General features: G+C 58.8%; 18 protein-coding genes. 10 read left to right on the forward strand and 8 right to left on the reverse strand.

All coding sequences use genetic code 11. From position 1 onward, the window contains the following. Positions 1-72: 72 nt before the first annotated feature. Positions 73-981 carry a DNA-binding transcriptional activator PunR gene (gene punR, locus TU82_RS09405; RefSeq protein ID WP_057722935.1) on the forward strand — a complete coding sequence of 303 codons (909 nt, stop codon included), beginning with the start codon at positions 73-75 and terminating at the stop codon, positions 979-981. Between the two features lie 117 nt (positions 982-1,098). Here punR and TU82_RS09410 read toward each other — a convergent pair whose 3' ends face one another. Then, positions 1,099-2,268 (reverse strand): aspartate aminotransferase family protein, encoded by a 1,170-nt coding sequence (locus TU82_RS09410; RefSeq protein ID WP_057722936.1) that lies wholly within the window; start codon positions 2,266-2,268, stop codon positions 1,099-1,101. A gap of 102 nt (positions 2,269-2,370) precedes the next feature. Between TU82_RS09410 and TU82_RS09415 the strand changes: the two genes are divergently transcribed. Next, on the forward strand, positions 2,371-3,276 hold the full coding sequence (locus tag TU82_RS09415; protein WP_057722937.1) for a LysR family transcriptional regulator: 906 nt from the start codon (positions 2,371-2,373) through the stop codon (positions 3,274-3,276). On the opposite strand, the gene TU82_RS09420 is transcribed toward TU82_RS09415, so the two are convergent. Beyond that, positions 3,273-3,896: an HAD family hydrolase gene (locus TU82_RS09420; RefSeq protein WP_057722938.1), complete on the reverse strand. Its 624-nt coding sequence runs from the start codon at positions 3,894-3,896 to the stop codon at positions 3,273-3,275. The two genes, TU82_RS09415 and TU82_RS09420, sit on opposite strands and share 4 nt — an antisense overlap. Positions 3,897-4,092: 196 nt before the next feature. Between TU82_RS09420 and TU82_RS09425 the strand changes: the two genes are divergently transcribed. Further along, positions 4,093-5,286 (forward strand): anthrax toxin-like adenylyl cyclase domain-containing protein, encoded by a 1,194-nt coding sequence (locus tag TU82_RS09425; RefSeq protein ID WP_082631995.1) that lies wholly within the window; start codon positions 4,093-4,095, stop codon positions 5,284-5,286. 62 nt (positions 5,287-5,348) lie between these two features. Here the strand turns inward: TU82_RS09425 and fabV are convergent, their stop codons facing one another. Further along, positions 5,349-6,542, reverse strand: coding sequence for an enoyl-ACP reductase FabV (fabV, locus tag TU82_RS09430; protein WP_057722939.1), 1,194 nt, complete (start codon positions 6,540-6,542; stop codon positions 5,349-5,351). A 274-nt stretch (positions 6,543-6,816) separates the two neighbouring features. On the opposite strand from fabV, the gene TU82_RS09435 reads away from it, so the two are divergent. The 4 genes from TU82_RS09435 (at position 6,817) to TU82_RS09450 (ending at position 9,983) form a co-directional block, all read left to right on the forward strand. After that, on the forward strand, positions 6,817-7,641 hold the full coding sequence (locus TU82_RS09435; RefSeq protein WP_057722940.1) for an aspartyl/asparaginyl beta-hydroxylase domain-containing protein: 825 nt from the start codon (positions 6,817-6,819) through the stop codon (positions 7,639-7,641). Positions 7,642-7,790: 149 nt separating this feature from the next. Continuing rightward, a complete protein-coding gene (gene ppnN, locus TU82_RS09440) occupies positions 7,791-9,164 on the forward strand; it encodes a nucleotide 5'-monophosphate nucleosidase PpnN (protein WP_057722941.1) in 1,374 nt (457 codons plus the stop codon). A gap of 169 nt (positions 9,165-9,333) precedes the next feature. Continuing rightward, the gene (locus TU82_RS09445) at positions 9,334-9,591 is read left to right on the forward strand and encodes an AbrB/MazE/SpoVT family DNA-binding domain-containing protein (protein WP_057722942.1); all 258 of its coding nucleotides are present in this window, start codon (positions 9,334-9,336) and stop codon (positions 9,589-9,591) included. After that, positions 9,588-9,983, forward strand: a complete 396-nt coding sequence (locus TU82_RS09450; protein ID WP_057722943.1) for a type II toxin-antitoxin system VapC family toxin — start codon at positions 9,588-9,590, stop codon at positions 9,981-9,983. The genes TU82_RS09445 and TU82_RS09450 overlap by 4 nt, the downstream gene beginning before the upstream one ends. Before the next feature lie 127 nt (positions 9,984-10,110). On the opposite strand, the gene TU82_RS09455 is transcribed toward TU82_RS09450, so the two are convergent. Together TU82_RS09455 and TU82_RS09460 are read right to left on the reverse strand one after the other, a co-directional pair. Then, on the reverse strand, positions 10,111-10,440 hold the full coding sequence (locus TU82_RS09455) for a YXWGXW repeat-containing protein (protein WP_057722944.1): 330 nt from the start codon (positions 10,438-10,440) through the stop codon (positions 10,111-10,113). A 131-nt stretch (positions 10,441-10,571) separates the two neighbouring features. Continuing rightward, positions 10,572-11,471: a DMT family transporter gene (locus TU82_RS09460; RefSeq protein ID WP_057722945.1), complete on the reverse strand. Its 900-nt coding sequence runs from the start codon at positions 11,469-11,471 to the stop codon at positions 10,572-10,574. 97 nt (positions 11,472-11,568) lie between these two features. Between TU82_RS09460 and TU82_RS09465 the strand changes: the two genes are divergently transcribed. Continuing rightward, positions 11,569-12,405, forward strand: a complete 837-nt coding sequence (locus TU82_RS09465; protein WP_057722946.1) for a LysR family transcriptional regulator — start codon at positions 11,569-11,571, stop codon at positions 12,403-12,405. Between the two features lie 62 nt (positions 12,406-12,467). On the opposite strand, the gene mqo is transcribed toward TU82_RS09465, so the two are convergent. Further along, a complete protein-coding gene (gene mqo, locus TU82_RS09470; protein WP_057722947.1) occupies positions 12,468-14,114 on the reverse strand; it encodes a malate dehydrogenase (quinone) in 1,647 nt (548 codons plus the stop codon). 425 nt (positions 14,115-14,539) lie between these two features. Here mqo and TU82_RS09475 point away from each other — a divergent pair, with 425 nt between their 5' ends. After that, positions 14,540-15,727 carry an MFS transporter gene (locus tag TU82_RS09475; RefSeq protein ID WP_057722948.1) on the forward strand — a complete coding sequence of 396 codons (1,188 nt, stop codon included), beginning with the start codon at positions 14,540-14,542 and terminating at the stop codon, positions 15,725-15,727. A gap of 101 nt (positions 15,728-15,828) precedes the next feature. Here TU82_RS09475 and TU82_RS27780 read toward each other — a convergent pair whose 3' ends face one another. Both TU82_RS27780 and TU82_RS09480 read right to left on the reverse strand, forming a co-directional pair. Continuing rightward, entirely contained in the window at positions 15,829-16,047 is a 219-nt protein-coding gene (locus tag TU82_RS27780; protein WP_082631996.1) for a hypothetical protein, read from the reverse strand. Positions 16,048-16,192: 145 nt separating this feature from the next. Further along, entirely contained in the window at positions 16,193-16,558 is a 366-nt protein-coding gene (locus tag TU82_RS09480) for a DUF6124 family protein (RefSeq protein WP_057722949.1), read from the reverse strand. Positions 16,559-17,187: 629 nt separating this feature from the next. Here TU82_RS09480 and TU82_RS28660 point away from each other — a divergent pair. Then, a complete protein-coding gene (locus TU82_RS28660; RefSeq protein ID WP_156421654.1) occupies positions 17,188-17,772 on the forward strand; it encodes a hypothetical protein in 585 nt (194 codons plus the stop codon). Positions 17,773-18,038 lie beyond the last annotated feature (266 nt).

An 18,038-nucleotide genomic window follows, 5' to 3' on the forward strand; every position in this document is an offset into this window, starting at 1 on the left:
ATGAAGCTGGCAGTTCTTCTGTGAAGCGATAATAATTGGACAGTCTTATCAATAATTTTGAAGGCAACCGACATGTGGTCCGAATACTCCCTGGACGTAGTCGATGCCGTCGCACGCCACGGCAGTTTCAGCGCCGCCGCCCAGGAACTGCATCGCGTACCGTCGGCCATCAGCTATACGGTGCGTCAGCTGGAAGAGTGGCTGGCGGTGCCGCTGTTCATACGGCGCCACCGTGACGTGGAGCTGACGCCCGCTGGTCGGCTGTTTATCGACGAAGCCCGCGGTGTGATGAAAAAAATGCTCGGCACCCGGCGCTTGTGCCAGCAGGTGGCCAATGGCTGGAGCGGTCAGTTGAAGGTGGCCGTGGATTCCATCGTCAAACCGCAGCGCTGTCGGCAGCTGGTGCTGGATTTCTATCGGCAGTTTCCCGAAGTGGAATTGCTGCTGGAGTACGAGGTGTACAACGGCGTGTGGGATGCGCTGGCGGACGAGCGCACCGACATTGTGATCGGCGCCACCAGCGCGGTGCCGGTGGCCAGCCACTTCAGCTTTCGCGATATGGGCTTGTTGAACTGGTTGTGCGTGGTCAGCGCCAACCATCCCCTGGCAACCGTGAGCGGGCTACTCAGTGACGATCAACTGCGGCCCTTCGCCTCCCTGTGCATGACCGACACCTCACGCAACCTGCCCAAGCGGGACACCTGGACCCTGGATAACCAGCGGCGCCTGGTGGTGCCCAACTGGTCCTCGGCGCTCGATTGCCTGCGCGATGGCTTGTGCGTCGGCATGGCCCCGGCGCATCAGGTGCTGCCGTGGATCGAGCGCGGCGAGCTGGTGGCGCTGCAATTGAGCCGACCCTTTCCGGCCAGCCCATCCTGCGTGGCCTGGGCGCAGAACAAACTGTCGCCGGCCATGGCCTGGTTGCTGGAGTACCTGGGGGATACCGAAACCCTGAATCAGGAGTGGTTGAATGGCATCTGAAAGCAGTACAGAACTGTGTGGAAGGGGGCTTGCTCCCGATAGCGGTCTTTCAGTACCCGATGTGCTGGCTGAACCATTGCTATCGGGGGCAAGCCCCCTCCCACATTTGATTGCATTTCAAGTCAGCAGTCGGGTGATGGCTCGTACGATCATCTCCACTTCCTTGCTGTGCAGCGTCAGCGGCGGCAACAGGCGAATGATCTTGCCCCGCGTGACGTTGATCAACAGCCCGTGCTCCTGCGCCGCACGTTGGGCAAGGTCGCGACAGGGGCTGGCCAGTTCAATCCCGATCATCAGACCCTTGCCGCGAATCGCCCGTACTTGCGGATGGTCATCCAACTCCATGCGCAGCCGTGCCAGCATGTGCTCGCCCTGCCGCGCTGCGTTGTGCAGCAGGCCCTGCTCTTCGATGATATCCAGCACCGTGCAGCCGACACGACACGCCAGCGGATTGCCGCCGAACGTGCTGCCATGGCTGCCTGGCGTGAACAGTTCGGCGACGCCGGCTCGGGCCAGGCAGGCGCCGATTGGTATGCCGTTGCCGAGCCCTTTGGCCAGGGTCATTACGTCGGGGACGATGTCCTCGTGCTGAAAGGCGAACCAGGCACCGGTACGGCCAATGCCGGTCTGTATTTCATCGAGCATCATCAGCCAGCCGTGGCGCGTGCAGTGATCGCGCAGGGCTTTCAGATAGCCGGGCGGGGCCGGTAACACACCGCTTTCGCCCTGGATCGGCTCCAGCAACACGGCGGCGATGCGCGTACCAAACTGTTGGGTGATATGCTCCAATGCGTCCAGATCGCCAAACCCCACCTTCAGAAAATCCCCCGGCAGACGTTGAAACCCAAGGCGCACCGATGGCCCGTCACTGGCTGCCATGGTGCCCAGCGTGCGCCCGTGGAAAGCGTTCCCCATCACCACCACCAACGGTTCCTCAATACCTTTTTTCCAGCCATGCAGCCGTGCCAGTTTCAGCGCCGTCTCATTGGCTTCAGCGCCGGAGTTGTTGAAGAACGCGCGGTCCAGCCCGGACAGCTGGGCCAGGCGCCGGGCCAGACGCTGTTGCCAGTCGATGCTGTAGAGGTTGGAGGTATGCAACAGCAGGCCGGCCTGCTCGCTGATGGCCGTTACCAGGCGCGGATGGGAATGGCCGACATTGGTCACCGCCACGCCGGCCACCGCGTCCAGGTATTCGCGGCCCTGCTGGTCCCACAGGCGCGTGCCCAGGCCGTGTGTAAAGCTCAGGGCCAAGGGTTGATAAGTGCTCATCAGGCAGGCGGCGGTCATAGTGGCGGGCTCCAGTGCATTGTTGTGGTAGTGAAGTATCGTTAACCACCACAGCTGGATAAACTGCGAATTACTGCAATTACTTTTAACCAGGAATTTATAATGGACCTGTTCCAGGCCATGTCGGTGTACGTGAAAGTTGTCGAGACCGGCAGCATGACCGCCGCTGCGCAGGAATGCGGAATGTCGACCACCATGGTCGGCAACCATCTGCGTGCGCTGGAACAACGACTGGGCGTCAGCCTGCTCAAACGCACCACGCGCAAGCAGCACCTTACGGAATTTGGCGGGCAGTATTATCAGCGCTGCCTGGAAGTGCTGGGGCTGGTGGCCGACTCCGAGCTGCTGGCCGAGCAGATTCACAGCGAAGCCCCCAAAGGCAGCCTGCGTATCACCGCGCCGCCGGTGTTCGGCACCGAACGCCTGGTGCCGGCCCTGAGCGAATTTTCCCAGCGCTACCCGCTGATCGACCTGTACGTGATACTGAGTAATGAGCGGATGGACCTGGTCGACAGCGGCTTCGACGTGGCGATACGTCTCGGCGAACTGGAAACCTCCAGCGTCATCGCCCGCCCCCTGCAGGCCTACACCCTCACCCTCTGCGCGTCGCCTGCGTACCTGGCGCGACGTGGCACGCCGCAGACTCCGGCTGATCTGCAGCAACACGACTGTCTGGCCTTCGCCTACCCTGCGACCGACAACTGGCGCGACACCGACAAACTGTGGCGCATGACCGGGGACGCAGGCGAGGTAGAGGTTCCGGTGGCCGGCTCATTGACCATCAACAGCTCCCAAGGCTTGCGCCAGGCGGCGATAAACGGAATGGGCATCATCATGCTGGCCGATGCCCTGGTGCAACCGGACCTGGAGAGCGGCAAGCTGGTGGCCTTGCTGACCGGCTATAAACTTCCCAGCCGCCCCATGCACCTGCTGTATCGACAGGACCGTTATCGCCTGCCCAAGCTGCGGGCCTTCGTCGACTTTGTCATGGAAAAGTGGGCGCGCTAGAACGCCACCCCCAACTCGCGCAGACGCGCGGCGGTGCGCTTGGCCGACACATGGTGAATGCCCTGCCAGCCAAGGGCGATGGCAGCGTCGACATTGTCTTTGACATCATCGATGAACACTACTTCACCCGCCTGGATATCCGGTAAATGGGCACGGATTTGAGCGAGGCTGGCCTGGTAGATCGCCGGTTTGGGCTTGATCAGTTTCAATTGGCCCGAGACGACGATATCGCGGAAAAATTGCAGGAACGGATAGTGCTTGCGGGCGTAGGGAAAGGTTTCCGCCGACCAGTTGGTCAGCCCGAACAACGGCATATTCGCTTGATGCAAGGCGGTGAGAATCGCGACCCCTTCCGGCAAAGGGCCACGCAACATCTCGTGCCAACGCGCGTAATATGCCTCGATCAAGGTCCGGTGTTCAGGGTATTGGGCAATCAGGCTGCGGGTAGCTTCAGCCAGCGTTCGGCCTGCATCCTGCTCGGTGTTCCAGGCCTGGGTGCAGATATTCTCCAGAAACCACTGCCGCTGCTTATCGTCGGCAATGAGCTTGCGATACAGATGCAGCGGGCTCCAGTCAAATAACACGCCACCGAAATCAAACACTACCGCACGGATCGTCATGGGTTTGCTCTCGTTTGCAAGATGAGTCAGGCAGTCTGGCATGTTCATGAACCGCAGCAGAAGGTAAGCAAGAGTAGGATCGGTCTGAAAAATCGCCACGCCTCCCCGCCAAGGGCCAATCTCTCTTAATGTCAGCCAACTGGGACTGAATGGAATCACCCAACACGGCCGCACGACGTGACATAGAGGTGCTTCAATGAATGACATGACTCTGAGCGTTACTTCACCTTCCGCATTCAGCCTGCACGCCTTGCAACGCAACCAGCCCCGTTCCAACAACCACGTTGCCGGCGATGCCGGCAATCTACCGAGCAATCTGCTTGAGCAGGTAAAACAGCAGACAGGAATAGTTTCGAGCCACCTTGAGCCCTTGCAACAGATCGCGGCGACCACCAACTCCATCATCGGCATACGCCCGGTTGAATCCGTGGCTACCGGACTGATAGAAGCCGGGCACCCCACCAAGAACTTCCACATCAAGGGCAAAAGTGCCAACTGGGGGCCGCAGGCCGGTCTGATCTGTAGCGACCAGGCCTTCAGCAAGCTGGAGAGCGCGCCGGAAAAGGTCGCCAAAGCCAATGCGCAGGTCCTGGATTGCATCGAGCAACGCCATGCGGTCCCGATTCCGCTGAAACTCTCCCGTCATCGCCTTAATGAACTGGTGAACCTCGGTCATATCACCGAGCTGTCCGCTAAAAGTGAGGACGGCACGCTGCAATTGAGCGCCCAAGGGCCGAGTGGGCAACGCTATACATTTCAAGCCCGCCCAGGGTCGCCTGCCGACGACGCCTATCTCATCACCCATCAGGACAAACCGCTTGAAGTGTTGGCCACGCAGGCAGATGGCAAGCCTTTGACCGCCGATTACGATCTGCATATGGTCGCGCCGCACCTGAGTGACTTCGGGCCCCAGGATAAGCTTCCCGTACCGGATGTCGCTTACAGCGTATTCAAGGAACGAATCAATGGTTATAAACGGGTGCCGGAGGAGCTGCGCGCAGACGTTGCCAGTGCCACGAATTTCTACAGGAAAGAGGACTCCGATCTCGGCAATGCCTCGCCGCGAATACGGGAGATGATCGGCATCATCAATCAAACGCTGGTCGGCGGCGCAGAGCCTGTGGTCCACCACAATGCGGACTCGGGCAGCCCGGCGACGGAAGTGACCGCGAACTATCCTGCGACGTTTTTCCTGCCGTCAAAACTGGGCAGATTCGATGAAATCAGCATCATCCATGACAGCAAGGAAATGGCCGAGCTGATAAAGACCGCCAAAGACAGCGGTTATCACGTGCCGCTCAATCCTCTTTGGGAGAAGGAGGTGGTAAATATCCGGCGATCAGGCTTCACCCAGGCAAAACATCGCCTGTCTGAATCCAGATATGCCTGATATCCGCAGCAGCAAGCAGCGGCCTGACAATCCAGTTATCGAGGCCGCTAGCGTTACATTACTTACGCCTGGACCAGACCGTTGATCTTGACGGTCGGGTTCACGTCCGCTTCGTAGTCCACGCCATCGATCTCGAAACCGAACAAGCGCAGGAACTCAGCCTTGTAGCCGGCAAAATCGCTGATCTCGTTGACGTTGTCGTCAGTAACCTGGTTCCACAGCGCCGCCACGGCGTCTTGAACCTTCGGCTCCAACTCGGCCAGGTCGGCACGCAGGCGGCCGTCGGCATCCAGCTTTGGCTCGCTGCCGTACAGGCTGTCCTTGAACAGGCCGTAAACCTGCTCGATACAGCCTTCGTGAGTGCCCTGCTCCTTCATCACTTTGAACAACAGTGACAGGTACAACGGCATGATCGGGATTGCCGAGCTGGCCTGGGTGACCACGGCCTTGAGCACCGACACACGGGCGTCGCCCTTGAGCGCAGCAAGGTTGTCGCGCAGGGTCAGGACTTTCTTGTCCAGGTCTTTCTTGGCTTCGCCGATGGAGCCGTTCCAGTAGATGTCCTGGGTCAGCTTCTCACCGAGGTAAGTGAAGGCGGTGGTCTTGGCGCCTTCGGCCAGCACATCGGCGTCACGCAGGGCGTCGATCCACAGCTGCCAGTCTTCGCCGCCCATCACTTTCACGGTGCCGTCGATTTCTTCCTGGGTCGCGGGCTCAAGCGTGGTATCGACCACAACGCCCTTGTCGGTATTGATCCCACGCAAGGTCACGGCCTTGCCGATCGGCTTGAGGGTGGAGGTGTGCACTACGCCTTGGGGGTCGGTACGGCGTGGCGCGGCCAGGCTGTAGACCACCAGGTCAATCTTGCCCAGGTCTTTCTTGATGGTTTCAATGGTCAGGCGCTTGATCTCGTCGGAGAACGCGTCGCCATTGATGCTCTTGGCGTACAGGCCCTTTTCCACGGCAAACTTCTCGAACGCCGCGCTGTTGTACCAGCCGGCGGAGCTAAGTTTGCCTTCTTCGCCTTCTTTCTCAAAAAACACGCCCAGGGTGTCGGCGCCGCAGCCAAACGCAGCACTGATGCGCGCGGCCAGGCCGTAGCCGGTGGAAGCACCGAGGACCAGCACCTTCTTGGGGCCGCCTTCGATGGTGCCGTTTTTGGTCACGTAGTCGATCTGTTCCTTGACGTTCGCTTCACAGCCAACAGGGTGAGCGGTCACACAGATAAAGCCACGAACCCGCGGTTTGATGATCATAAAAATTCTGCCTCTTCCAAGGTGCCGAAGGCCAATGGTGGCCATTCAACTTCAATCGTACCGGTCTATGACGCCCGAAAATCCGAAGCGTCACGATAGTCGCAAATCTTCCGTTCTCAAAATTCAATCCACGCGACGCCGGGCTTCTCCGGCAACGGTTACAAAATTTGAGACGGTTTAACGATTTCACTTCATTTAAAAACGCTCGGGGGCGCGATAAAGCCTTATCATGACGATATTGTTTCATTATGTTTCGGGTCTGGAGCCAGGTTCCATGAGCAAAAATGCGGTTGGCAAAAAGCTGATATCCCTCGCCTGGGTGGTCGGCGTTCTGCTGTTTATGGACGTTTTTCCACACATCAGCCTGGTGTTCCTGCTGCTGGTGCTGGTCTGCGGCGTTTATGACTTCTTGCGCAATGGCCTGTATGACCGCGACACCATCAAGAAATATTTCGTCGGCAACGGTCGCAACACCTGGATCCTGGCGCCGTTCAACACCCTGTTCGACCTGCTGAGCAGGCGCAACCGCCATGTCTACACGATGCAAGACCTGCCGCCCGCCTGGCGCGAGGACCTGCAACAGGTGATTGACGACGCCATGGCCCGCAAGGAAGAAATCATCGGCTACCTGGACGCGCGCATGGCCGAGAAGAAACGCGGCATGTTGTTTTTCCAGTGGTACGGCCGCCCCATCGAAACCGCCCTGGACATTCCGCAACTGCGCAAGAAGCTGCCATTCGTGAAAACCATTGGCGTGTCGGTGTTCAACGAGAACCGCTCGACGTCGTTCCACTTCGGCCCCCTGCGCATGATGTTCCGCGTGCTCTACAACATGGCGCCGGCGCCGCACCATGAAGGCGTGTATATCCAGGTGGGCAAGCACAAGCACTACTGGCACGACGATCCGCTGTTTATCTTCGATGACACGCTGATGCATGCGTCTTTCAACAAAAACGATGCGAAACGTTACTGCCTGTTCATTGATATCGTGCGGCCAACCCTGCTGCCCTCCGTGCTTAACGCCGTGATCGCGGGCTTTGCCGGCCTGGTGTTTACCCTGCGTCGGGTTTTCTACAAAAACTGGAAGCTGATCCAGTAAGTTCTGCGGCATGATGGTGCTGGACGGTATTTGCGCTCGGCCTTGCGCCTGAGGTAAATAACCGTCTCGTGCGACCGTATACGGCGCCCATCATTCTCAAGCCACCGCGCCTGTCGTGGATGCGGTGGCTGTGCTTTCAAGGAATCAGAATGCCCCAACGTCAAGTCATCAACGCCTCCGTCAGCCCCAAGGGCAGCCTCGAAACCCTGTCCCAACGTGAAGTCCAGCAACTGAGTGAAGCCGGCAGCGGCAGCGTCTACGCCCTGTTTCGCCAATGCGCCCTGGCGATCCTCAACACCGGCGCGCATATCGACAACGCCAAGACCATCCTCGACGCCTACAAGGATTTCGAAGTACGCATCCACCAGCAGGACCGCGGCGTGCGCCTGGAGCTGCTCAACGCCCCGGCCGATGCCTTCGTCGATGGCGAGATGATCGCCAGCACCCGCGAAATGCTGTTCAGCGCCCTGCGTGACATCGTCTACACCGAAAACGAGCTGGACAGCCAGCGCATCGACCTGAGCAACTCCCAGGGCATCACTGACTACGTGTTCCACCTGCTGCGCAACGCCCGTACGCTGCGCGCGGGTGTCGAGCCGAAGATAGTGGTGTGCTGGGGTGGCCACTCGATCAACACCGAAGAATACAAATACACCAAAAAAGTCGGGCACGAACTGGGCCTGCGCAGTCTCGATGTCTGCACCGGCTGCGGCCCCGGCGTGATGAAAGGGCCGATGAAAGGCGCGACCATTTCCCACGCCAAACAACGCATCACCGGTGGCCGCTACCTGGGCCTGACCGAGCCGGGCATCATTGCCGCCGAAGCGCCCAATCCGATCGTCAACGAGCTGGTGATCCTGCCGGACATCGAGAAACGCCTGGAAGCCTTCGTGCGTGTCGGCCACGGCATCATCATCTTCCCCGGCGGCGCCGGCACCGCCGAGGAATTCCTCTACCTGCTGGGCATCCTGATGCACCCGGACAACCGCGACCTGCCGTTCCCGGTGGTGTTGACCGGGCCCAAGCATGCGGCTCCTTACCTGGAACAACTGCACGCGTTCGTCGGCGCTACCCTCGGCGAAGCGGCGCAGAAGCACTATCAGATCATTATCGACGACCCGGCCGAAGTCGCGCGCCAGATGACCCTGGGCCTCAAGGCAGTGAAGCAGTTCCGGCGCGAGCGCAACGACGCGTTCCACTTCAACTGGCTGTTGAAGATCGACGAAGGTTTCCAGCGCCCCTTCGACCCGACCCACGAAAACATGGCCAGCCTGCAACTGAGCCATGCGCTGCCGCCCCATGAACTGGCGGCCAACCTGCGTCGCGCGTTCTCGGGAATCGTGGCGGGTAACGTGAAGGACAAAGGCATCCGCCTGATCGAAGAAAACGGCCCGTACGAGATTCACGGCGACCCGGCGATCATGAAACCGTTGGACGAGCTGCTCAAAGCGTTTGTCGCCCAGCACCGCATGAAGCTGCCGGGCGGCGCGGCGTATGTGCCGTGCTATCGCGTGGTGCAGTGAGCGGGCGCGGCCGGTCATAGTTTGTATCGGTTTGGGGCGGGGCCAAAGGTGTGGAGACCGCGAGTCCGGACTAGGGTTTTAGTACCGACTCACCCACACCTGCGAGCAACCTATGGACCAACGGATATTGTCCTCCATCATTCCTTACCCTAAGGTAAGGAATATCACGATGGAGATCTTCACTATGGCAACCGCAACACTGACTTCAAAAGGGCAAATCACTATTCCTGTCCAGGTCAGGACAGCCCTCGGCCTGGAAACAGGCGACCGGGTGGAATTCGTTGAAATGGAAGACGGCAAGTTTTCCATGATCGCCGCGAGTAAAACCGTCACCGACCTCAAGGGACTGATCAGCAAGCCTGCCAATGCCGTGTCCATCGAGGACATGAACCACGCCATCGCGGCGCAGGGAGCAAAAGCCGGATGATCGGCCTGGATACCAACGTGCTGGTGCGCTACGTCACCCAGGACGAGCCCGTGCAATCAGCCAAGGCGTCCAGACTGATCGAATCACTCACCGCAGCGTCACCGGGCTTTGTCAGCCTGGTGACCGTTGTGGAATTGGTGTGGGTACTGCAGTCCTGCTACCAGTCGGCCAAAAGCGATGTGGTGATGGTGCTGGAAACCCTGTTGCACACTCGCGAGCTCACGGTTGAGCACGCCGATATCATCTGGCAGGCACTGCGCAAGTTCATTGCGAACAAGGCAGACTTTGCCGATTGCCTGATCGAACGCTGCGCCCACGCGGCGGGTTGCGAATACACCGCCACCTTCGACCTGAATGCGGTCAAGGCAGCGGGCATGAAACGGATCGGCTAGGCCGTCTTTTGCAGGAACGAGCTTGCTCGCGAAAAACGCCAACGATTACGCGAACATTCAGGTAGCACACGGCGCCTGTGGTTTTTCGCGAGCAAGCTCGCTCCTACAAACGGGAGAGGCCGCTCGGTCAGCGAACCCAGCCACCGACCTGCCAGTGAAACCCGTCATTGCGCTGTACCCAATGCGGGTGCACATAGCGATAACCCTCGCGCACCGGCTCCCAATGGCCGTGTACCGCCACATAGCGTCCGCCTTGCCAGCGCCAGTAACCGCGTGACCAGATATAACCGTCGCGCGCCGCCGGCTCGACTTCGATCACTTGCACCGGCGGCGGTTGGGGTGCCACGACTTCCACATACTCACGCTGCACCGGTCGACGTTCATGTACGACACGCTCTTGCACACATCCGGAAGCCGCGACGACTACCGCCGCCATTGCTGCATAACGTAGCAACATACAAACCCCTCGGGCGTCATCGCCCTGCACCTGTATCAGAAAGAAATCCCCCGTGTTCCAGCCAGGCTTCCTGCTTGGGCATGGTTTATTTTTAACAGGAGATGTCTGTCAGATGGCTGAACCCACAGGCCTCAGGATGTACACGCGACGGTCGGTCGCTTCAGGCGCAATAGCACCAGGCCGGCAATGACCACGGCAATGCCGGCATAGGTCGAGGCATGGATCCTGTCGCCGAACATCAACGCCGCCCAGACCAGGGTGACCGGAGGCTCCAGGTAGACCAACGCGGCAACCTGTGTGGCCGTCATGACGCGCAACAGCCGCCACAGACTCAAGTAAGCGGCAAAGGTGGAAAACACCGTCAACCACACAATCGAAATCAGTACGTCGGTGTCATGGGGGATGCTCAAGGTATCGGTGTACAGCACAGCAGCCGTGAACCCGATCAGGCTCAGCAGTGATTGGATAAACAGCGGTATGAGCAAGCCAACATTCTGGCTCTGCACCGAATGGCGTTCGTACAGCGTCGCCAGCGTCAGCCCCAGCGCCGACACCAGGGGCAGCCCATACATGACCAGGCTTACCTCGGTTGCGCTATTGCTGTATTGCCCGGCGATCACAATCGCCACGCCAGCAAAGCTGATCACGAGCCCCACCCATTGCCAACCGCCGCTGCGCTCGGTGGCGCTGCCCGTCGACAATGCCGCAGTCATCAACGGCTGCAACGCCGCAATGATCGCCGCAATGCCGGGCGGCAGACCGTTCTGGATCGCCACGTAGAGGCAACTCAGGTACAGAAACTGCGACAGGCAACCGACGACGGCGTAATGGCGGATCTGCGCCCATGAAACCTTCAACAACCGGACGTTCAGGAACAGCCCCAGGCACAGCGATACCAACAGGAATCGCCAGAACAGCAGGTTGAACGCGCCGCCTTCTTGCGTGCCGAGCTTGGCGCCGATATAGCCCGAACTCCATGACAGGACGAACGCCGCTTGCAACAGCAGCAATCCCAGGGTTGATCGCTTCATGCGGCCTCCAGCCTGTGTAGTTGACTTCAAGGCTAGGGACGGGGGACTCTTCTGTATATTGGAATAACCTGCATCATCAATCCGTAAAAGTTGAATCATGGCCAAGCAGCTGAATATCGATCTACTGCGCACCTTTCACGCCGTCGCGCGTTTTGGACGCTTTAACGAAGCGGCCGAGCATGTGCACCGCAGCGCTTCCACCGTGACCACGCAAATTCAGAAACTAGAAGATCAGGTCGGCCAGCGCTTGTTCAGCCGCAGCAACCAGGGCGTGGACCTGACGCTGTACGGCAGAAAACTGCTGGGCGAGACCACCGAATTTCTCAAAAGCCATGACCGCCTGCTGATCTCGCTGATGCCCCAACGCATGCAGGGCAAGATTCGCCTGGGCGTGCCCGACACCTACGCGCCCGCCTTCATCCAGGCATTTGTGCCGCGACTGATCGCCGACAATCCGCTGCTGGAGCTGGAAATCGAAGCGCGCACCAGTGGTGAACTGTTGAATCTGTTTACGGCCAACCAACTGGACCTGGCCATTACCGTCAGCGCACAGCCGCTGGCGCAGGGTGAACGCTTGGGCACCGTGCAACCGCTGTGGATCGCCGCCGAGCCGTTCAGTTACCCGCCAAACGCGCCGCTGCCCATCACCGTGCCCATCGCCGGTTGCCCGTATCGGGCCGCAGCGTTACAGACGCTGAAGGATCACGGGATTTACCATCGCGTGCTGCTGGAAAGCCCCAACTCGTCGGCGGTAGAGGCGTGCGTGCGCAGCGGCGTGGCCGTGGGCCTGATGGAGGAGAGCCGCATGGGCCAAGGGCTGAGGCAAATGCCGGAACTGCCGGCCCTCCCCGCCCAGCATCTGTATCTGCTGTGCGACACAGCTAATGCACTGGCCCTGCATCTGTACGAGCAAGTTCGGCACTTCAGGGTCTGAACGCCGCGCACAAAAAAGCCCGCTGACCGTCACCGGTTCAGCGGGCTTTTTCTATACGTTGCTTACAGCGCCAGGTCAGACGCCGGCTTGCTCGGCTCAGCCGCAGGCTTGGCAGCCTCGGTGGCCTGTGGAGCCGCCAGTTGCGGGATCGCTGGCGGTGGCGTCAGTTGCAGCACACCGGCGGTGTAGGCCCATTCCTTGGCAACCGCTTCAGGGCTGTCGTTCAACTTGGTGCCGTAGCTTGGCACGATCTGGTGCAGTTTTTCCTGCCAGGCCGGGCTTGCTACCTTGTCCTTGAAGACTTTCTGCAGCACGGTCAGCATGATCGGAGCCGCGGTCGACGCGCCTGGCGATGCACCCAACAGGCCGGCCATGGAGTTGTCAGCGGAACTGACCACTTCGGTACCGAGCTTCAGGACGCCGCCCTGCTCTTCGTCACGCTTGATGATCTGCACGCGCTGACCGGCTTGCCACAGGCGCCAGTCGGACTGCTTGGCGTTCGGGAAGTACTCCTGCAGCGCCTTGAAGCGGTCGTCATCGGACAGCATCAGTTGGCCGGCGAGGTACTCGACCAGCGGGTATTCACGAATACCGACTTTGGTCATGGGCCAGATGTTGTGGGTGGTGGTGCTGGTCAGCAGGTCCAGATACGAGCCTTCCTTGAGGAACTTGGTCGAGAAGGTGGCGAATGGGCCAAACAGAATCACGCGCTTGCCATCCAGCACGCGGGTGTCCAGGTGCGGAACCGACATCGGTGGCGAACCCACCGAAGCCTTGCCGTAGGCCTTGGCCAGGTGCTGCTCGGCGACCGTTGGGTTGTCGGTCACCAGGAACGAACCGCCCACCGGGAAGCCGGCGTATTCCTTGGCTTCAGGAATGCCCGACTTTTGCAGCAGGTGCAGGGCACCGCCGCCGGCGCCGATGAACACGAACTTGGCGTCGGTTTCAGTCTTGGTGCCGTCCTTGAGGTTTTTGTAGCTCACGCGCCACGAACCGTCGTCGTTGCGGGTGATGTCCTGCACTTCGCTCGACAGTTTCAGGTCGAACTTAGGGGTGGTTTGCAGGTGAGCCACGAACTGGCGGGTGATCTCGCCAAAGTTCACGTCGGTGCCGATCGGGCTCCAGGTGGCCGCGATTTTCTGGTTGGGATCACGCCCTTCCATCATCAGCGGCACCCACTTGGCGATCTGCGCCGGGTCTTCGGAGTACTGCATGCCGGCGAACAGCGGGCTCGCCTTCAGCGCTTCATAACGTTTTTTCAGGAACTTGATGTTGTCATCGCCCCACACAAAGCTCATGTGCGGAGTGGAGTTGATGAACGAACGCGGGTTCTTCAACACGCCCTGCTGGACCTGCCAGGACCAGAACTGACGGGAAATCTGGAACGCTTCGTTGATCTCGACCGCTTTAGGGATCTCAACGTTGCCGTTCTTGTCTTCCGGGGTGTAGTTCAGCTCGGCCAGAGCCGAGTGACCGGTACCGGCGTTGTTCCAGCCGTTGGAGCTTTCTTCGGCCACGCCATCGAGGCGTTCGACCATCTCCATCGACCAATCCGGTTCCAGCTCATTGAGCCAGACACCCAGGGTCGCACTCATGATGCCGCCGCCGATCAGCAGCACATCGACTTTCTTTGCCTCTTCCGCCTGAACGGACGTGATCCCCATCGACAAAGCCAGCCCCAGCAGGGCAGTGTTTACTTTCTTAAACATCAGTAGCACCTATGATAAAACGCCATCCGCCCTGCCGCCCCTGATTGTTCAAGGCTGCAGGGTGGGCACACAAGGCCGATGGATCGACCTCACTGTTATGTCCCTTCTGCGCTGACTTCTTATCATTATTGGCTTCAGCTACCTGGGCGACAGCCAACCGCTGGGACGTATACGGGTGTACGCACCAAGGAAAGCCTAGCTCAAGACGGCGCGCAGAATATCATGCCAAACAGCGTTTATGCGCCGTTTAGCCAATTGACACCGCTAAATCACGGCTTTTATCGCGCCAGTGTCAAGACTGCCAGCCGCGACCTGGGGTCACAGGCCCGGAACTCTCGTGCCCGAGGCTGTTCTAGACACCTTCACAGTCGCCTGCGTAGCATCGGCGACTGTCTTTCGTGCACCTCATCCAAACAGAGCGATCCATGTCTATCCAGCAAACACCCGGGCACCTGCTGCCCGCGCGCAGTGCCGCCAAAATGGAAGCGGCCATGGCCGTGGGCGCGTTCGCCATCGGCACCGGCGAATTCGCCATCATGGGCCTGATGCCCGACATCGCCCAGAACCTGGGCCTGAGCGAACCCCAAGTCGGCCACGCCATCAGCGCCTACGCCCTGGGCGTAATGGTCGGCGCCCCGCTGCTGGCCATCCTCGGCGCCAAGCTGCTGCGCAAACACATGCTGCTGTTGCTCATGGGCCTCTACGCCCTGGGTAACTTCGCCACCGCCTTCACCCCCACCTTCGGCTCGCTGGTGGCCTTCCGCTTTATCAGCGGCCTGCCCCACGGCGCCTACTTCGGCATCGCCGCCGTGGTCGCCTCCAGCATGGTGCCCACCGACAAACGCGCCGGCGCCGTAGCCCGCGTCATGATGGGCCTGACCCTGGCCATGCTGCTCGGCAACCCCATCGCAACCTTCCTCGGCCAACACCTGGGCTGGCGCTCGGCGTTCGCTCTGGTCAGCGTGATTGCCTTGCTCACCATCGCCCTGGTCTGGCAATTCGTACCCCACCGCCACGACGAACAACGCAGCGACCCGCGCAAGGAACTGCGCGCCTTCACCAAACCCCAGGTCTGGATGGCCCTGTCCATCGGCGCAATTGGCTTTGCCGGCATGTTCTGCGTATTCAGCTACCTGGCGCCGACCATGCTGGAAGTGACCAAAGTCTCGCCGCAGTGGATCCCCTTCGGCCTCGCCGCGTTTGGCGCGGGCGGCATCATCGGCAACATTGCCGGCGGCAAGCTGTTCGATCGCCTGCAGTTTCGCGCCGTGGGTTGGATCATGGTGTGGTCGATGGCCGTACTGATTTTCTTCACCTTCGCGGCCAGCTCACTGTGGAGCGTCCTGCTGGGCATCGGCCTGGTCGGCACCATGATCGCCATGGCCGCGCCGCTGCAAATCCGCCTGATGGACATCGCCCACGAAGCCCCAAGCCTCGCGGCGGCATCCAACCATGCGGCGTTCAACCTGGCGAATGCGCTGGGCCCTTGGCTTGGCGGCATGGCGATTACAGCCGGACTGGGCTGGACCAGCACCGGCTACATCGGCGCCGTAACGGCCCTCATCGGCCTGGGCCTTTACCTCATCGCCCGCCGCATGAAGGGCGGCCACTGACACCCACAATCTTGCCCCCACCACAGTTCCAATGTGGGAGGGGGCTTGCCCCCGATGGCAATGGATCAGTCAACACACCACTGCCTGCCTCACCACCCACATCAATCATCATGCAACAACCCCGCCCCATACTCCCCATAACTACTCCCCAGCCCACTGCCACCAAAATTCATCTTGGCGGCTTTGCCGGGGCTGTGGTCCCCAAACGCCTGGCATCCACCTGAAAAACACGGATCACTGCTCACGGCTGATGAAGATGAACAAGCACTCAACAGCAACGTGCCGGTGATCATCACAACTTTGACGAGATTCGAGATCATGGTTTCAGTTCCCTGTGAGCTGGAGGCGCTGGGGTCCTCTGTTGCAGGGAATCGTAGACCTCAACGGCGCAGGGAATTATGAAACTTTGCTGAAGGACAGCATGAGTTCAGGTTGCCGCCTTGGGTAAGGCGGCAGGGGTTGTTGTCAGGCTTTAACTGAGGCGGTTACAGGCGCAACTTGCTCCTGGGCTCGATCGACAAGCAGCGAGCTCAGCTCGATCAACTGCTGAATGCCCAGGGCGATGGCGCGCTGGGAGTCGTTAAGTTCGAACGCCAAGGAGGAGGCCATTTCGTTGGCAGATGCGAGGTTTTCGGCGGCGTTGGCCAAGAGGCTTTCGGGGTCGATGGTTGGGTTGACGAGGAATAGGTTGTTGGTTGGGTGTTCGACGGGTGCAGCGTCGTCGGATGGGGGCAAGTGATGATGGATTGCTCGCTGGGCTGCGGCTTGAAGCTTGGGATCAGAGGATGCAGCGTTTGAAGCGTAAGGCGGATTAGGTGTGACTTTGTACATGGCGAAGCTCCTTTAGCGTTTAAGGAACTGCCTATCTCACTTCCACATGAGGGGTGGCAGCTGTACGCAGGTGTGGAAGACCAGGGCTAAAGGACCCGGCGCACCGAAGTGCCCCGCGCACAGCCGCCATAAGCAATCATACAGACGTAAAAAAACGCCGGTAGGTGTTTATGGGCGATTGAGCGCCTTCAGCTTGGTCGGACTTCCACATCCGGCCGCTGGATTGGCAGCGGCTTGAGGAGGTTAGCTAGGGGTGGTCTTAGGGGCAAGCCGAGAAAAGCGTGGGAAATTTCCTAGACGATTTAACCTGCTCCCAAAATCACTCCACACTCGGTACGTCGTCCGATGATGGATTGGACCAACTCTATCCGCTAACTCAGTATTTATTGAGCAAAACTGGCGCACCAAATCACCACGTACCACTTTTGTACCACCCTCTTGGAAAAATAAATTATTCATCCCTGTAGATACCCTTGCGCCACTACCATGACATCAGCGATTCTACATCCCTAGTCGATCTCAAGAAAAGAAGGATTTTTTCTATGAAACAAAGCCACGGCCACTCAAGTCTTGTTTCACATAAAAGCTTATTAAGTACTTATCCACTCTTTGACCAGTAAGGGAAAAGCATGAGTTTTCAAAGCCCCAAAGCTCAAGAATTACCTAATTTGTCGGCAACGAGATTTCGAGAGTTTTTGGACTTTTTGATGTCCTCCAAGGTTGCTCCTCCAAGTGGGATCTCGCGCCCCACATACTCTGATGACTCCGTCTTGCTTGAAGTAGAAGTCGCCCCACCACCAGGATTTCCGATCGGCCAATGTTGGTATAACTGCATTGAGCACTCGTTGAATAATGCGGGTCAGATAGTTTACGGATGGCTATTTTGGGAGGTAAACCATAGTTATTATGTTGCCCAGCATCACGCTGTTTGGAGGAGTGAAAACGGGGTTTTGATTGATTTAACCCCTAACGCAACTGGCGCCAAAAAAGTATTATTCATGCCTGATGATCGCGCCACGTTCGATCTAGATGATTTGAGAGCAGCTATGAGCTTAGAGTGGACGAGCAATGACCAGTATGACTGGGTAGCTCGTCAAGTAGTTAATTTTAAGGTGGAAGAGATTCGCTCTAAAGAGTTTGGGATCATAAGGATGGAACCTGATGACTCTTCATTATCAAATCGAATCAAGAGACTTCAATCTGCGTTATCTTAATTACTTTCTAAGCAATCGGAACAAGAACCTTTTCGGCTGCTTTTTACAACCAAAAAGAAAAACGCTATGCTCACAATAATATCCAATTGTTTCTCCGACCCTAAAAACTGGGGTACATTACTTATAACAGCACCTATCGCAATTTGGCTTTAGTCTTCGCTATCAAGAACTATCAACGGAAGTCAGGAATATCGATCCGCGGAGGATTTGGAATTGCGTCAAGCTCAAGGTGCCAAGAAAGCTACGTATCACACATAGTACTAGAA

It is taken from the genome of Pseudomonas orientalis, assembly GCF_001439815.1.
GTDB lineage: Bacteria > Pseudomonadota > Gammaproteobacteria > Pseudomonadales > Pseudomonadaceae > Aquipseudomonas > Aquipseudomonas orientalis.

Bases quoted from the DNA above. Each gene is read 5' to 3' on its own strand.
- TU82_RS09415 (WP_057722937.1), top strand. From the start codon at position 2,371: ATGGACCTGTTCCAGGCCATGTCGGTGTACGTGAAAGTTGTCGAGACC.
- TU82_RS09450 (WP_057722943.1), top strand. From the start codon at position 9,588: ATGATCGGCCTGGATACCAACGTGCTGGTGCGCTACGTCACCCAGGAC.
- TU82_RS09435 (WP_057722940.1), top strand. From the start codon at position 6,817: ATGAGCAAAAATGCGGTTGGCAAAAAGCTGATATCCCTCGCCTGGGTG.
- TU82_RS09460 (WP_057722945.1), bottom strand. From the start codon at position 11,471: ATGAAGCGATCAACCCTGGGATTGCTGCTGTTGCAAGCGGCGTTCGTC.
- ppnN (WP_057722941.1), top strand. From the start codon at position 7,791: ATGCCCCAACGTCAAGTCATCAACGCCTCCGTCAGCCCCAAGGGCAGC.
- TU82_RS09480 (WP_057722949.1), bottom strand. From the start codon at position 16,558: ATGTACAAAGTCACACCTAATCCGCCTTACGCTTCAAACGCTGCATCC.
- TU82_RS09425 (WP_082631995.1), top strand. From the start codon at position 4,093: ATGAATGACATGACTCTGAGCGTTACTTCACCTTCCGCATTCAGCCTG.
- fabV (WP_057722939.1), bottom strand. From the start codon at position 6,542: ATGATCATCAAACCGCGGGTTCGTGGCTTTATCTGTGTGACCGCTCAC.
- TU82_RS28660 (WP_156421654.1), top strand. From the start codon at position 17,188: ATGAGTTTTCAAAGCCCCAAAGCTCAAGAATTACCTAATTTGTCGGCA.
- TU82_RS09455 (WP_057722944.1), bottom strand. From the start codon at position 10,440: ATGTTGCTACGTTATGCAGCAATGGCGGCGGTAGTCGTCGCGGCTTCC.
- TU82_RS09465 (WP_057722946.1), top strand. From the start codon at position 11,569: ATGGCCAAGCAGCTGAATATCGATCTACTGCGCACCTTTCACGCCGTC.
- TU82_RS27780 (WP_082631996.1), bottom strand. From the start codon at position 16,047: ATGATCTCGAATCTCGTCAAAGTTGTGATGATCACCGGCACGTTGCTG.
- TU82_RS09445 (WP_057722942.1), top strand. From the start codon at position 9,334: ATGGAGATCTTCACTATGGCAACCGCAACACTGACTTCAAAAGGGCAA.
- mqo (WP_057722947.1), bottom strand. From the start codon at position 14,114: ATGTTTAAGAAAGTAAACACTGCCCTGCTGGGGCTGGCTTTGTCGATG.
- TU82_RS09420 (WP_057722938.1), bottom strand. From the start codon at position 3,896: ATGACGATCCGTGCGGTAGTGTTTGATTTCGGTGGCGTGTTATTTGAC.
- TU82_RS09410 (WP_057722936.1), bottom strand. From the start codon at position 2,268: ATGACCGCCGCCTGCCTGATGAGCACTTATCAACCCTTGGCCCTGAGC.
- TU82_RS09475 (WP_057722948.1), top strand. From the start codon at position 14,540: ATGTCTATCCAGCAAACACCCGGGCACCTGCTGCCCGCGCGCAGTGCC.
- punR (WP_057722935.1), top strand. From the start codon at position 73: ATGTGGTCCGAATACTCCCTGGACGTAGTCGATGCCGTCGCACGCCAC.